The sequence below is a fragment of the Planosporangium mesophilum genome, assembly GCF_016863255.1.
Lineage (GTDB): Bacteria > Actinomycetota > Actinomycetes > Mycobacteriales > Micromonosporaceae > Planosporangium > Planosporangium mesophilum.
Map to the genome: position 1 here is coordinate 40,812 of NZ_BOON01000040.1, position 12,779 is coordinate 53,590.

The window sequence follows — 12,779 nt, forward strand, 5'->3', positions numbered from 1 at the left end:
GCGCGCCCATCGCCGGGCTCTACGCGGCCCGGCAACACCACCGCCTCGGTCATGGGCCGCACCTACCCCGGCCCGGGCTCCACCATCGCACCGGCCGTCTCTTCGGGTACCGTGCCGCTCGCCACGCCACCGGCAGGGTCAGGACCGGGGCGCCCCGCGGCGCCGCCACCGAGCAGGTGTAGCCGCGGGTCGACGACACGTCCGACGAGCCGGGCCGCGGATGTCGTAGGGTGACCTCTCCAACGAGCGGTGGCGTTCCTCTACCGCCTCCCCGAGTCGATGAGGAGCGCCATGGGCCGCCAACGGCTGACCAGGGCACGGGTCGATCCGGTGCCGTGCGCCGCCGACCCCGGGGCCGGGGGATGGCGGCACGTACACCCGGAGGGGCGCTGTACCTGCTTCACCGGCGGCCCCGCACCGGTACGGCTACCGACCCCGGAGATCGCGGTCCTCGCCGATCGCCCCGGTGTCTTCGACACGTCCTGGATCGGCCAGGGGACCCGGAGGCGTACCCGTCCCGTCCGGGGACGGGTGAGCGGGTGGCTGCGAGGACTGGTCCGCCGCTGACGGTCAGTCCCGGTCGGGTCGTCCGGTCGGGTCCTTCATCATGGGGCGGGCGCGGAGGTGTGCGCGTTCGCCCTGCCCGCCGAACAGGCTGAGGAACTCGACCGGGTGGGCGTCGGCCGCCCCGAACCAGTGCGGTACGCGGGTGTCGAACTCGGCCGCTTCGCCGGGGGAGAGAACCAGATCGTGTTCACCGAGCACGAGCCGCAGCTGTCCATTGAGGACGTACAGCCATTCGTAGCCCTCGTGGGTCTTCAGGTCGGGCTCCCGCCGGCGGCTGCTGGCTCCGATCACGAGCTTGTACGCCTGGATGCCGCCGGATCGGCGGGTCAGGGGCAGCATGGTCAGGCCGTGGCGGGTGACCGGGCGCAGGTGGATGCGCGGGTCGCCGGTCGGTGGGGCGTCCACGAGTTCGTCGAGCGTGACGCCGTAGGCCCTGGCCAGGGGGAGCAGGAGCTCGAGGGTCGGCCGGCGGGTGCCCGACTCCAGCCGGGACAGGGTGCTCACGGAGATGCCGGTCGCCGCCGACAGGTCGGCGAGGGTGGTCTCGCGCTGCCGCCGCAGCGCGCGGAGCCGGGGTCCGACCGCGTCGAGCGCCTGGTCGAGGTCGTCGTCCATGCCTCCAGCTTGCCAGAACAGCAACAAAGCTTGCCGTACTGGCCGGTGCGCCCGCATGGTTGTCGTGGAGGTGGTCACGGTGCCGACGAGCTGAGCGACGGCTATGACGTGAACCACGGAAGGAGTTCATTGTGTACGAACAATTCGGCAAGGAGTTCTGGGAAGAGCGCTACCGCGGCCATACCGCGGTCTGGAGTGGACGGCCCAATCCGCAGCTCGTGGCGGAGGTCGGGGAGCTCGGGCCCGGCGCGGCCCTGGATGCGGGGTGCGGCGAGGGGGCCGACGCCATCTGGCTCGCCTCGCGCGGCTGGCGGGTGACGGCGGTGGACTTCGCCACCGCCGCGCTGCACCGCGCGCGGGAACACGCCGAAACCCTCGGCGCCGACGCCGTGAACCGGATCGACTGGGTGCAGGCGGACCTGACCGGCTGGGCGCCCCCCGAGGAACGCTTCGATCTGGTCTCGGCCCACTACGTGCACCTGTCGGCATCGCGCGAGGCGCTGTTCCGCCGGTTGGCGGCAGCCGTCGCGCCGGGCGGCACGCTGCTCATCGTCGGCCACCACCCCTCAGATCTGCAGACCACGATGCCGCGCCCCGCCGTACCGGAGCTGTTCTTCACGGCCGAGCAGGTGGCGGCCGGCCTCGATCCGGACCGGTGGGACATCGTCGTAGCCGAGGCCAGGGCCCGATCGGCCACCGACCCCCACGGCCACGAGGTCGCCATTCACGACGCCGTTCTGCGAGCCCGCAGGCGTCCATGACCCGCTCCGGGTGTCGGCGCGCCGACATGATGATGCGGTGCAGGGGTGACGGTGGGCGGTACAGCAGAGATGTCCGATCAGTCGACGTGCTGTCGGATCACCCTGACCAGAGCCGGTAGGCCCTCGAGGAGCGCGGCGCGTTCGTGCTGGGTCATCGCGGTCACCCAGCACTCGTACTGCTTGTGGAAGGTCGTTCGCATCTGTACGTGGATGGCGCGGCCCTTGTCGGTCAGGCGGAGCCGGTACTGTCGCTGGTTGTTCGGATCCCGCTCGCGTACCAGGAGACCCTTGCGCTCCATCTCCGCGGCCAACCGGCTGACGCTGCTCTTGTCGAGGCGCAGCCGCTCGGCCAGTTCGCGCTGGGACAGTGGCGTGTCGGCATCCAGTTCATGCAGTGCGAACCCCTGCGACAGGGAGACCGGGTGCCCGGCGAAGGCCTCGTCGGGCTGCAACAGGCCGGCGGCCCGGATGAGGTCCATCAGCAGGTCGTGGAGGCGCACTGCTTCCGCGGGGTCCACCTGATCTGTTCCCACGTCGCCACCCCGCCCCGAACAACAGTTGTGCTCTACAACTCTCAGCCGTACCGTCGATGAGGGTTGTAACACACAACTCAGAGGAGGCTGCCATGCACGGTCTGCTCCACGGCAGGGGCCACAACCTGCCCGAGGTCTTCCAGGGCCGGTCCAGCCGGATCTACGACTTCATGTCGAGGCGGGTGCTGCGCCGCGTGTACCGCCGGCTGGCCGCCGATGTGGCCAACACGGCGCCCCACGGTGGCGCCGTGTTGGACGTCGGCACCGGCCCCGGCGTCCTGCTGGTCGAGCTCGCCGAACGCCGCCCGGACATGCGGCTGACCGGCGTCGACCTGTCCGACGACATGATCGCCGCGGCGACGCGCAACCTCCGCCCCTTCGGGGAGCGGGCCTCCGCGCACGTCGGCGACGTCACCAGCCTGCCGTTCCCGGACGGCTCGTTCGACCTGATCGTCTCCTCATTGAGCCTGCACCACTGGGACCACCCCGAGGCCGCCGTACCGGAGCTGGCGAGGGTCCTCCGCCCGGGCGGCCGGGTCTACATCTACGACTTCCCGTTCGCGCCGTTCGACACGCTCGCCGAGACCGCCCGGAACCGGTCGGTCCTCAGTGCACGGTCGCCGCAGCGCTCGCGGATCCGCACCGGGATCCTGTTCCTGCGCTGCGTCCGGTACGTCATGTCGTCCTGACCGGAGTTGCCGAGCCGGAAAATGATCAAACAGCTCTTCTCGATGTGACACGTCGGCAAGTACCGTGACAGCCGCCGCGGGGCCAGGCCGGCTCTACCGCGTCCAGAGTGGCAACGCGCCGCGTCGGGAGGAGTTCGACATATGGATAGTTATCAGAACTATGACGCGGTGGGACTGGCGGAACTCGTACGGTCCGGCGAGGTCAAGCCGGCCGAGCTGCTCGACGCCGCCCGGGAGCGGGCGGCGTCGGTCAACCCCCGAATCAACGCGATCGTGGTCGACATCGCCCCGGCCGTCGCCGTGGAGCGTCCGGGCGCGCCCTTCTCGGGAGTGCCCTTCCTCATCAAGGATCTGTACCAGGACCTCGCCGGCTACCCGACCAGCAACGGCTCCCGTGCGCTGGCGGCGGTACCGGCGAAGGAGAACGCCACTGTGGTGCAGCGCTGGCTCGACGCCGGCCTCGTCATCTTCGGTAAGACCAACACGCCGGAGTTCGGCGCCAAGGGCATCACCGAGCCCGACCTGTTCGGTCCGGCGCGGAACCCCTGGAACACCGACCACACGCCCGGGGGTTCCTCGGGTGGTTCGGCGGCGGCGGTGGCGGCCGGCATCGTGCCGTGCGCGGCGGCCAGTGACGGTGGCGGGTCCATCCGCATCCCGGCCTCGGCGTGCGGCCTGTTCGGTCTCAAGCCCTCGCGCGGGCTGGTCCCGGCCGGGCCCGCGCAGAGCGAGAGCCTCGGCGGTACCGCCACGAACGGTGTCATCTCGCGCTCGGTGCGTGACAGCGCTGCGATGCTGGACGTACTGGCCGGCCCCACCTCCGTCTCGCCGTACCTGCCGGCGCTGCCGACGACGCCGTACGCCGACGAGGTGGGGCGCGAGCCTGGACGTCTTCGCATCGGCGTGTGCACCGCCAGTTCGATCAACTCCGACCCGCACCCCGAGGCCGTGGCGGCGGCGGTGGAGACGGCCGAGCTCCTCACCGCGCTCGGCCACGACGTCGTACAGCTGACGCAGGCGCCGTTCGACGACGCCACCCTGGCCAAGGACTTCCTCACCACGTGGTTCGTCCACGCCGCCGACGCCGTGGACGAGGCCAAGGCGGCAAGTGGCGCCGGCGACTCGGGCTTCGAGCTCGACACCCTGCTCATCGCCGCACTCGGCCGGGCGACCCGCCCGGTCGCGCTGATCCGCGCGATCGAGCGCCGGCACGAGCACGTGCGGCGGCTCGCGGCCTTCCACGAGGAGTACGACCTGCTCCTCACCCCGACGACCGCAACCCCGCCGCCGCGCATCGGGGCCTTCGATCCGCCGCCGGCACTGCGGCTGGCGCAGAAGGTGACGCTCGCCGTCCGCGCCAGCGGACTGCTCCGGCTGACCCCGATCGTCGACCAGCTCATCGCCGAGCACCTCGGATGGGTGCCGTACACCCAGCTGGCGAACCTCACCGGCCGCCCGGCCATGAGCGTTCCGCTGCACTGGACGCCCGACGGGCTGCCGATCGGCGCCCAGTTCGTGGGCGCACTCGGCGCCGAGGGGATGATGATCCGGCTGGCCTCCCAGCTCGAGCAGGCCCGTCCCTGGGCGGACCGACGCCCCGACCTGGCGGGCTGACCCGACCGCCCGCTGTCATCGGCGGTCCCGCACCTGTCGATGACAGCGGGCGTCCGGCGTCAACAGCCCGTACGACGGACGTCACCGGTACGGGGGGATGATCCCCCCTACCCCGGGAGCCTGCCGCACCTGGTTGCGGCCGCTGTTCTTGGCGTCGTAGAGCGCCTTGTCCGCACGCTCGACCAGGTCCTCCAGCGCCGTGCCGCCGGGGGCGGCGGCGACGCCGACGGAGACGGTGATCGTGGGTGCCGGGTTGTCCGGGCTGCTGGGCGCGTCCACGGCGGGGCGGAGCATGACCGCGCGTCGGATCCGCTCACCGACCGCGGTCGCTTCGGCCACGGACGTCGCCGCGAGGAAGACCGCGAACTCCTCCCCGCCGAACCGGCACACGAGATCCTGGGGGCGGATGCTCTGGGCGATGCACCCCGCCACGGTTCGCAGCGCCTTGTCGCCGGCGAGGTGCCCGTACCCGTCGTTGAAGCGTTTGAAGTGGTCGATGTCGACCATGATGACCGCGTCCTCGGCGTCGCGGGCGGGGCTCAGCCGCACCGCGCACTCCTGCTGCCACGTCTCGTGCCGCATCAGGCCCGTCTTGGCGTCCGTACGCGCGGCCATCTCCAGGCCCTCGTACCGCATCAGCGGCTGCACGGCGATGACCACCGGGATGGCGGCGACGATGAACAGCGGCGACACGGTACCGGCGATGGTCACCAGTACCGCCAGGCCGAGGTTCGCCGCCGTCGCGTAGACGCCGACCCGGCGAAGGCCGATCGCGCTGAGGAACGGGATGCTCGGGTCGGAGGCGCGAATCGCCAGGCCGACGACGACGAAATCGACAAGCTCGCCGCCGAGCAGGCAGACGACGACCGCGGCCAGGTTCGCCGCCGACGGGTGCGAGGCGATCGAGGGCAGGCCGGTCAGTTGGTAGGCGGTGCTGGCCAGGGAGTACGTGCTCGCCATGGCCAGTACGGTGAAGATCACCCGGTACCAGTGGTCCCGGCCCGCCAGGCGGATCCGCAGGTATACGGTGGCCGCCGCGACGACCAGCGCGGCCGCCGTGGGTGACAGCAGGACGACCGCCGAGAGCGTCCACGCGCCGTCCAGCGACACCGTGCCGAGCCTGCTGCCGCTCGGGATGGCGACCCGGGAGACTTCCACGGTCAGGACGATGCACCCCAGCAGGAGCGCGGCGACCGTCGCGTCACGCGTCGTCGGCGTCGCCAGCCGGGCGGTCGCCAGCAGCCATCCGACGCACAGCAGATCCACGGCGAGGACGTAGACCAGCGCACGCCGGGGCAGTTCCGCGATCGCCATCCGGGAGGACCATCGCGCCAGCCCGGGCCGGCGACTTACGGGCAGGTCAGGCACGACAGCACACCCCCTCACTCCTGAAGTCGATCGGCCGCGACGGGGCTCGGGCGAGGTGATTTCGGGTGCGCGACGGGTGCGGGCGGCGTGGCGCAGACGAACCGAAGGGGCCGCCTCTCCGGTGACGTGGAAAGGCGGCCCCGCGGGATGTCGTCAGGCGACCGACGCCGGGAACCGCTCCCAGACCCGGTGGGACGCCATCAGTTGCCGCACGTCGCTGAAGACGTTCTCCCCGGAGTCACCGGAGACGACGCCCGGCGTACCGGTGACCCCGGCCTGCTTGAGCGCGGTGACGCCGGCACCCCAGGCGCCGATCGCCTTGGCGTGCCGCCAGCACTCGTCGATCAGGAGCGTCACGCGCGGATCCACGGCCGCCGAGTTGTCCGCCGCTGGGCCGTTCGCGCCGGCCTTGGCGTCGCGCGCCGGCATCGCGTCGGGCGCCGGCGCCGGGGCGGCAGCCAGCAGGAGGGCGTCGAACTCGATCGACCGGCCGGTGGCGAAGGTCCGCTGCACGGGCATGTCACCGAGCATGCCGCCGTGCGGGGCGATCAGCAGCGGCACCATGCCGGCGGTGAACACCACCATGCGCAGCGCGCGGACGTCGTCGAGGTCGGTGTCGTCGTCGACGACGATCCCGACGATGCGGCCGTCGGCCGGCCACTCCTTGCCCACCTGCGACAGCGCGGGGCTGGGCACGACGTCGGCGAGCGGGACGGTCGGCTCCGGCGCGGGAAGGCCCAGGCCGGTGGCGACCTCCTGGCACAGGAGAGGGTCGATGTTGGCCAGGCACTGGAGCTGACGCTCCTTGATCGCCTGCTCGTAGCACTTGCCGAGCTCGAAGGTGTAGGCCCGGATGATGTGCTCCTTCTCCACCGGAGACATGCTCTGCCAGAACAGGCGGGCCTGGCTGTAATGGTCGTCGAAGGAGACGGGGTTGGCGCGGACCTTGCTCGCTTCGGCCACCTTCACGGGTACGTCGACGAACGCGTTCTCCTCGTCGCCGGCCACGAACGGGTTGCCCCCGTCGAGCGAGTTCGGCCGGTAGGGGGCGACCCCGGCGTGGACGGCGTGCTGGTGGAGGCCGTCGCGGAACATGTCATTGACCGCGGCGTGCGGACGGTTGATCGGGATCTGCGAGAAGTTCGGGCCGCCCAGCCGCGTGATCTGTGTGTCCAGGTAGGAGAACAGCCGGGCCTGGAACAGCGGGTCGTTGGTGACGTCGATGCCCGGCGGCAGGTGGCCGAGGTGGAACGCGACCTGCTCGACCTCGGCGAAGAAGTTCGTGGGCGTACGGTTGAGCGTCATCTTGCCGATCGGCTGCACCGGTGCCAGCTCCTCGGGCACGATCTTGGTCGGGTCGAGCAGGTCGATGCCCTCGAAGGTCTCGTCCGGGGTGTCGGGGAAGACCTGGATGCCGAGCTCCCATTCGGGGTAGGCGCCGGCCTCGATCGCGTCGTACAGGTCCCGGCGGTGGTAGTCGGGGTCCATGCCGGCGAGCATCTGCGACTCCTCCCACGTGAGGGAGTGCACGCCGAGCTTGGGCTTCCAGTGGAACTTGGCCAGCACCGTCTCCCCGGCGGCGTTGACCAGGCGGAAGGTGTGGACGCCGAAGCCCTCCATCGTCCGGTACGAGCGGGGGATGCCGCGGTCGGACATGTTCCACATCGTGTGGTGCTGCGCCTCGGTGTGCAGCGAGACGAAGTCCCAGAACGTGTCGTGCGCGCTCTGGGCCTGGGGGATCTCGCGGTCCGGGTGCGGCTTGCCCGCGTGGATGACGTCGGGGAACTTGATGCCGTCCTGGATGAAGAAGACCGGAATGTTGTTGCCGACGAGGTCGAAGGTGCCCTCGTCGGTGTAGAACTTCGTCGCGAAGCCGCGGGTGTCCCGGGCGGTGTCGGCCGATCCGCGGGAGCCGAGGACGGTGGAGAACCGGACGAAGACGTCAGTCTTCTTCCCCTTCTTCAGGAAGCCCGCCCGGGTCATCCCCTCGGCCGTGCCGTAGCCCTCGAACACGCCGTGGGCTCCGGCGCCGCGGGCGTGGACCACGCGCTCCGGGATGCGCTCGTGGTCGAAGTGCATGATCTTCTCGCGGAAGTGGTGGTCCTGCATCAGGATCGGACCGCGCGGTCCGGCCTTCAGCGAATGGTCGGTGTCACGCAGCCGCGCTCCCTGCGCGGTCGTGAGGTAGGGGCCCTGCTGAGCCTTCGCGGGGGCGGGTACACCGGTCGTCGCGCCGGTCGGCGTGACGGTCTCGGGAGTGCCCTGCTCCTTCTTCGGCGGCAACGGGTCGTGCGGCGTCGTCGGCTCCTCGAGAGTCGCCGGGGCACTGCCCGGCGAGCCGGGAACGTCCGGCGTCAGGAGGTCGGCGACCTTCTCGGCAGCGTTCTCCACGACGTCCTTGACGGCCTTGGCAGGCTTGCTGGCATCCATCGGCGAGTTCCTCCATCGGCGGGTGTGGCAGGTCTTCCGCCGTACCCCGGACGGGGGATCCAAAACTGGAATTCTTCAAAAGAAGAATGCATTGGATCTGGCAGGATCACACCGAACGGGGCCGGAGCCCTGGCGTACCTGCTGGCAACCGGACGACGACCGGCCACGGGGAAGGGCTTCGACGAAGGGCGCCACCGCCCGGACCCTGGCCTGGCTCAACCGGGTTGACTTTCCCACCGGGAGGGACCGGATGGTGGGCCGGTGTGCATGTCGAGGACACTCCGCTGCTGAGCATCGGCGAGCTGGCCAGGCGGACCGGCGTGCCGGTGCCGCAGGGCGCAGCGGTCGTTCACCGCGGCCGCCCGTACGAGTTCGACAGCCGCGCTGACCGCCGCGATCAGTTCGGACCGGCCGGTGAAGTCCGCGATGTCGCGGGGCAGCTCATTCGGGCCGCCCGGCACCGGTGGCTGGTCGGCCTCGCTCGGCTCGACTGCGGAGGGCGTGACCGCGGCCACCACCAGCGCGCACTGTTCGGTGTAGCTGAGCCCCAGGTGACCAGCCAGTACCCGGATCGTCGCGGCGCGCGGCCGCAGGAGTTGGCTGGACTCCAACCGGCGGATCGTACGGGCGCTCAAGCCGGTCTGCGCGGCCAACTCCTCCTGGGTCAGCAGCGCGCGCTGGCGGAAGCCGCGCAGCAGTGCTGCGAGGCCGGCGTCGGGTTCATCAATCACAGTGCGCGGCACTACGGCTCCTCTCGGACGGACACCGGTGTCCGTCTGTGTGCCGACAGCGTGGCGGCCTTCGTCACACATGTGTCACACGTGTGTCATTCGATACGTGTCGGAGCTATCGAGGCCTATCGGTACGATGCGTGGATGCGGGGTGATGGGGGAGGACCGCGTGGATTTTCGCGTTCTCGGGCCGCTCGAGGCGGCGGTCGGGGGTCGCGTCGTGGCGGTGGGTCCGCCCCGGGTGGAAAGGATCCTCGCCACCCTGTTGCTGGAGCCGAACCGGTCGGTCACGCTGTCGAACCTGACGGCCGCCCTGTGGGACGGAAACGCTCCGTCCAGCGCTGATCAGCAGGTGAGGAATGGCGCGGCAGCGCTGCGGCGTGCGCTGGTGGCGGCCGGCGCGCCGGTTGACATCGTCGTCGCCGGTCACGGCGGGTACCGGCTGGCGATCGAGCCCGGGTGCGTCGACGCCCGGCGGTTCACCGAGAACCTCGACCGGGCCAGGCTGTTGGCGCGCCAGGGCCGGCTCGAGCAGGCGACCGACGGTGCGCGGGCGGCCCTGGGACTGTGGCGTGGCGACCCCTTCACCGGAATGGACGGCCGTTTCATCCGGTCGGCGGCCACCCGGTTGGTGGAGCAGCGCATCACCGCCCTCGAGGAGTACGTCGAATGGGAACTCGCGCTCGGGCGCGACGAGCGCGTGAGCGGTGAGCTCGGCCGACTCGTCGATGAGTATCCGCACCGCGAGGTGTTCGTCGGACAGTGGATGCGCCTGCTGTACCGCGCCGGCCGCCATGTGGAAGCGCTGGCCGCCTACCGGCAGCTACGGCGGCGGCTGGTCGACGAGTTCGGCGTCGAACCCGGTCCGGACCTTCAGCGGCTGCACACGGCGATACTGACCGGCGACCCCGGGCTGAGGACGCCCGCACCCGGCCCGGTGACGCTGGCCCGGCCGGTACCCCCGCCGTCGCCGGACGGCGGTACGGTCCGGCCGGCCCAACTGCCGCCGAAGCCGACGGGGTTTGTCGGCCGGGCCGCGCATCTTGCCGAGCTCGACGGTCTGCTCCCGGACGAGGGGCAGCCGGACGCGCATGCCGTCGTCGTGGCCATCACCGGCAGCGCGGGCGTCGGCAAGACGGCGCTGGCGGTGCACTGGGCCAGCCGGGCCCGTCGCCGCTTCCCCGACGGCCAGCTCTACGTCAATCTCCGCGGCTACGACCCGCGTCCGCCCGTACCACCGGTCCAGGCGCTGGGGCACTTGCTGTGCGGGCTCGGTGTCGCGCCCGAACGGATACCGCCTGGACTGGAGGATGCCGCCGCGATGTACCGCAGCGTGCTCGCCGACCGGCGGGTACTGGTGCTCCTCGACAACGCCGCCGATGCCGAGCAGGTGCGCCCGTTGCTGCCGGGCGGCTCGTCCAGCTTCGTGGTCGTCACCAGCCGGCGGAGACTCGGCGGACTCGTCGCGCTGGACGGCGCCCGGGAACTGTTCCTCGAGGTGCTCTCGCCGGACGAGGCCCGGACGTTGCTGGCCGGTATCCTCGGCGCCGAGCGGGTGGACGGCGAGCCGACGGCAGCGGCCGACCTGGCCCGGCTGTGCGGGTACCTCCCGCTCGCGGTGCGCGTCGCCGCAGCCAACCTGGCCCGGCCGGGGCGAAGCCTCGCCGCGTACACCGCCGACCTACGGGACGGCAACCGACTGGCGGCCCTCACGGTCACCGGCGACGAGCGGGCGACGGTACGGGCGACCTTCGATCTGTCGTACGCGGCGCTACCGGCCGCGGCCAGCCGTCTGTTCCGCCTGGTCGGCCTCGTACCTGGCCCGGATCTCACGGTCGCCGCGGCGGCCGCGCTGCTGGACGCCACGACCGGCGAGGCCGCTCAGGCGGTCGCGCACCTGACCGCCGCGTGCCTGCTCGAGGAGCACGTGCCCGACCGCTACACCTGCCATGATCTGCTACGCGCGTATGCGGCCGGCCGCGTGTACGACGACTGTGACGAGGCCGCGCGACGGGCCGCCCTGGGGAGGCTGTTCGACTATTACCTCCACACCGCCGACGCGGCCGCCCGGGTCGTCTACCCGCATCTGGTGCGGCTGCCGGTGCCCGCCGGATCCGGTTCGGCGGTCTTCGACGAGCGCACCACGGCGGTCGCCTGGCTCGACTCCGAGCGGGCCAACCTGGTCGCCGCGATCTCCCATGCCGCCGACCACGGGCCCCTGCCGGTGGCCTGGCTGCTCGCCGACGCCGCGCGCGGAGTGCTCGCGCTCGGCATGCACGTGCCGGACGCGCTCGCCGCCGCCACCGCCGCGCTGCGCGCCGCCCGAGCGGCCGGGCACCTGGCCGGCGAGGCGGCCGCCCGGATCGGCCTGGCCACACCGCAGTGGCTGCGCGGCAGGGCCGCCGAGGCCCGCGACCAGTACCTGCGGGCGTGTGAGCTGGCCGGACTCGCCGGCTGGGAGGAGGGCGTGGCGGCCGCCATGGGTAACGTCGCCGCGATCGACATCGAACTCGGCCACCGGCAGCAGGCCGCCCGCCGGCTCGCCGACGTACTGGAGATCAACCGGCGACTGGGCCGGCTGGCGGGGCAGGCCAGTAACCTCAACAACCTCGCGTACCTGCACGCGGACCTCGGAGACCTGGAACAGGCCGCCGACCATGCCCGGCAGGCGATCGTGCTGTACCAGAAGACCGGCTCGCGCAGCGGCGAGGCGTTCGCGCTGACCAACCTCGGTCAGGCCGAGCAACGGATGGGGTACCTCGACGAAGCCGTGTCGCATCTGGACGCCGCCGTCGCACTCCACCGGGAACTGGGCAATCGGGGAAGCCAGGCGGATGCGCTGAACGGCCTGGCGGCGGCGCACCGCGACGCGGGCCGTCATGCCGAGGCCCTTGAACTGGCCGGCGCCGCTCTCGAACTGGCCGACGGCACGGGTTACCAGAAGTTCCGTGCCGACGCCTTCAACGTCCTGGGCACGGTGTACCGGGAACTGGGCTGCTGTCAGAGGTCACGTGACCACCACGAGCGGGCCCTCGAGTCGGCCCGGACGATCGGCAACCCGTACGCCGAAGCCACCGCCCTGATCGGGCTGGCCGCCGTCCTGACCCGGCAGGACCGGTACGACCAGGCCGCCGACCTCGCCCGGGAGGCGCTGCGGGTCAGTACCGACATGGGGTTTGCGACCCTGCGCGCCCAGGCGCTGACCTGTCTTGCCCGCGTCCAGCTGGCCGTCGGCAGCCTCGCCGAGGCCTGCCGCGACGGCGAGTGCGCGGTGACGGCCCTGCGCGGCACCGGCGCCCGACTGGAGCTGACCCGCACCCACGCCCTCCTCGCCGAGGTGCACGAGCGCGCCGGTCGACCCGACCACGCCGCCGAGCACCGGCGTCGGGCGGCCGACCTTCGTGTCGAGGCCGGCGATCCCGCTACCCGGCCGGGCTGACGACGGCGCGTCCGCCGGCTGCCCGACGTTCA

At 71.7% G+C, this 12,779-nt stretch carries 10 protein-coding genes; 5 read left to right on the top strand and 5 right to left on the bottom strand.

Annotated elements, in window-relative coordinates; all coding sequences use genetic code 11:
- The first annotated feature begins 291 nt into the window (after positions 1–291).
- On the top strand, positions 292–567 hold the full coding sequence (locus tag Pme01_RS21230; RefSeq protein WP_168114345.1) for a hypothetical protein: 276 nt from the start codon (positions 292–294) through the stop codon (positions 565–567).
- Positions 568–570: 3 nt separating this feature from the next.
- On the opposite strand, the gene Pme01_RS21235 is transcribed toward Pme01_RS21230, so the two are convergent.
- Positions 571–1,182: a helix-turn-helix domain-containing protein gene (locus tag Pme01_RS21235; RefSeq protein WP_168114346.1), complete on the bottom strand. Its 612-nt coding sequence runs from the start codon at positions 1,180–1,182 to the stop codon at positions 571–573.
- Positions 1,183–1,313: 131 nt separating this feature from the next.
- Here Pme01_RS21235 and Pme01_RS21240 point away from each other — a divergent pair, with 131 nt between their 5' ends.
- The gene (locus Pme01_RS21240; protein WP_168114347.1) at positions 1,314–1,943 is read left to right on the top strand and encodes a class I SAM-dependent methyltransferase; all 630 of its coding nucleotides are present in this window, start codon (positions 1,314–1,316) and stop codon (positions 1,941–1,943) included.
- 77 nt (positions 1,944–2,020) lie between these two features.
- Here Pme01_RS21240 and Pme01_RS21245 read toward each other — a convergent pair whose 3' ends face one another.
- Positions 2,021–2,476 carry a MarR family winged helix-turn-helix transcriptional regulator gene (locus Pme01_RS21245; RefSeq protein ID WP_168114348.1) on the bottom strand — a complete coding sequence of 152 codons (456 nt, stop codon included), beginning with the start codon at positions 2,474–2,476 and terminating at the stop codon, positions 2,021–2,023.
- Between the two features lie 92 nt (positions 2,477–2,568).
- Here Pme01_RS21245 and Pme01_RS21250 point away from each other — a divergent pair, with 92 nt between their 5' ends.
- Positions 2,569–3,165 (top strand): class I SAM-dependent methyltransferase, encoded by a 597-nt coding sequence (locus Pme01_RS21250; protein ID WP_168114349.1) that lies wholly within the window; start codon positions 2,569–2,571, stop codon positions 3,163–3,165.
- 141 nt (positions 3,166–3,306) lie between these two features.
- Positions 3,307–4,779 (top strand): amidase, encoded by a 1,473-nt coding sequence (locus Pme01_RS21255; protein WP_168114350.1) that lies wholly within the window; start codon positions 3,307–3,309, stop codon positions 4,777–4,779.
- Between the two features lie 81 nt (positions 4,780–4,860).
- Here the strand turns inward: Pme01_RS21255 and Pme01_RS21260 are convergent, their stop codons facing one another.
- From Pme01_RS21260 to Pme01_RS21270, 3 genes are all read right to left on the bottom strand, one after another.
- Positions 4,861–6,093 carry a GGDEF domain-containing protein gene (locus Pme01_RS21260; RefSeq protein ID WP_168114351.1) on the bottom strand — a complete coding sequence of 411 codons (1,233 nt, stop codon included), beginning with the start codon at positions 6,091–6,093 and terminating at the stop codon, positions 4,861–4,863.
- 207 nt (positions 6,094–6,300) lie between these two features.
- Positions 6,301–8,577: a catalase gene (locus Pme01_RS21265; protein ID WP_168114352.1), complete on the bottom strand. Its 2,277-nt coding sequence runs from the start codon at positions 8,575–8,577 to the stop codon at positions 6,301–6,303.
- A gap of 215 nt (positions 8,578–8,792) precedes the next feature.
- Positions 8,793–9,320, bottom strand: coding sequence for a helix-turn-helix domain-containing protein (locus tag Pme01_RS21270; protein ID WP_239088369.1), 528 nt, complete (start codon positions 9,318–9,320; stop codon positions 8,793–8,795).
- 157 nt (positions 9,321–9,477) lie between these two features.
- Here Pme01_RS21270 and Pme01_RS21275 point away from each other — a divergent pair, with 157 nt between their 5' ends.
- On the top strand, positions 9,478–12,747 hold the full coding sequence (locus Pme01_RS21275) for an AfsR/SARP family transcriptional regulator (RefSeq protein WP_168114354.1): 3,270 nt from the start codon (positions 9,478–9,480) through the stop codon (positions 12,745–12,747).
- Positions 12,748–12,779: the final 32 nt, after the last annotated feature.

What these genes read in the sequence shown, in the direction of transcription:
- Pme01_RS21230 (WP_168114345.1), top strand. Translation starts at nt 292, where the DNA reads ATGGGCCGCCAACGGCTGACCAGGGCACGGGTCGATCCGGTGCCGTGC.
- Pme01_RS21235 (WP_168114346.1), bottom strand. Translation starts at nt 1,182, where the DNA reads ATGGACGACGACCTCGACCAGGCGCTCGACGCGGTCGGACCCCGGCTC.
- Pme01_RS21250 (WP_168114349.1), top strand. Translation starts at nt 2,569, where the DNA reads ATGCACGGTCTGCTCCACGGCAGGGGCCACAACCTGCCCGAGGTCTTC.
- Pme01_RS21255 (WP_168114350.1), top strand. Translation starts at nt 3,307, where the DNA reads ATGGATAGTTATCAGAACTATGACGCGGTGGGACTGGCGGAACTCGTA.
- Pme01_RS21260 (WP_168114351.1), bottom strand. Translation starts at nt 6,093, where the DNA reads ATGGCGATCGCGGAACTGCCCCGGCGTGCGCTGGTCTACGTCCTCGCC.
- Pme01_RS21265 (WP_168114352.1), bottom strand. Translation starts at nt 8,577, where the DNA reads ATGGATGCCAGCAAGCCTGCCAAGGCCGTCAAGGACGTCGTGGAGAAC.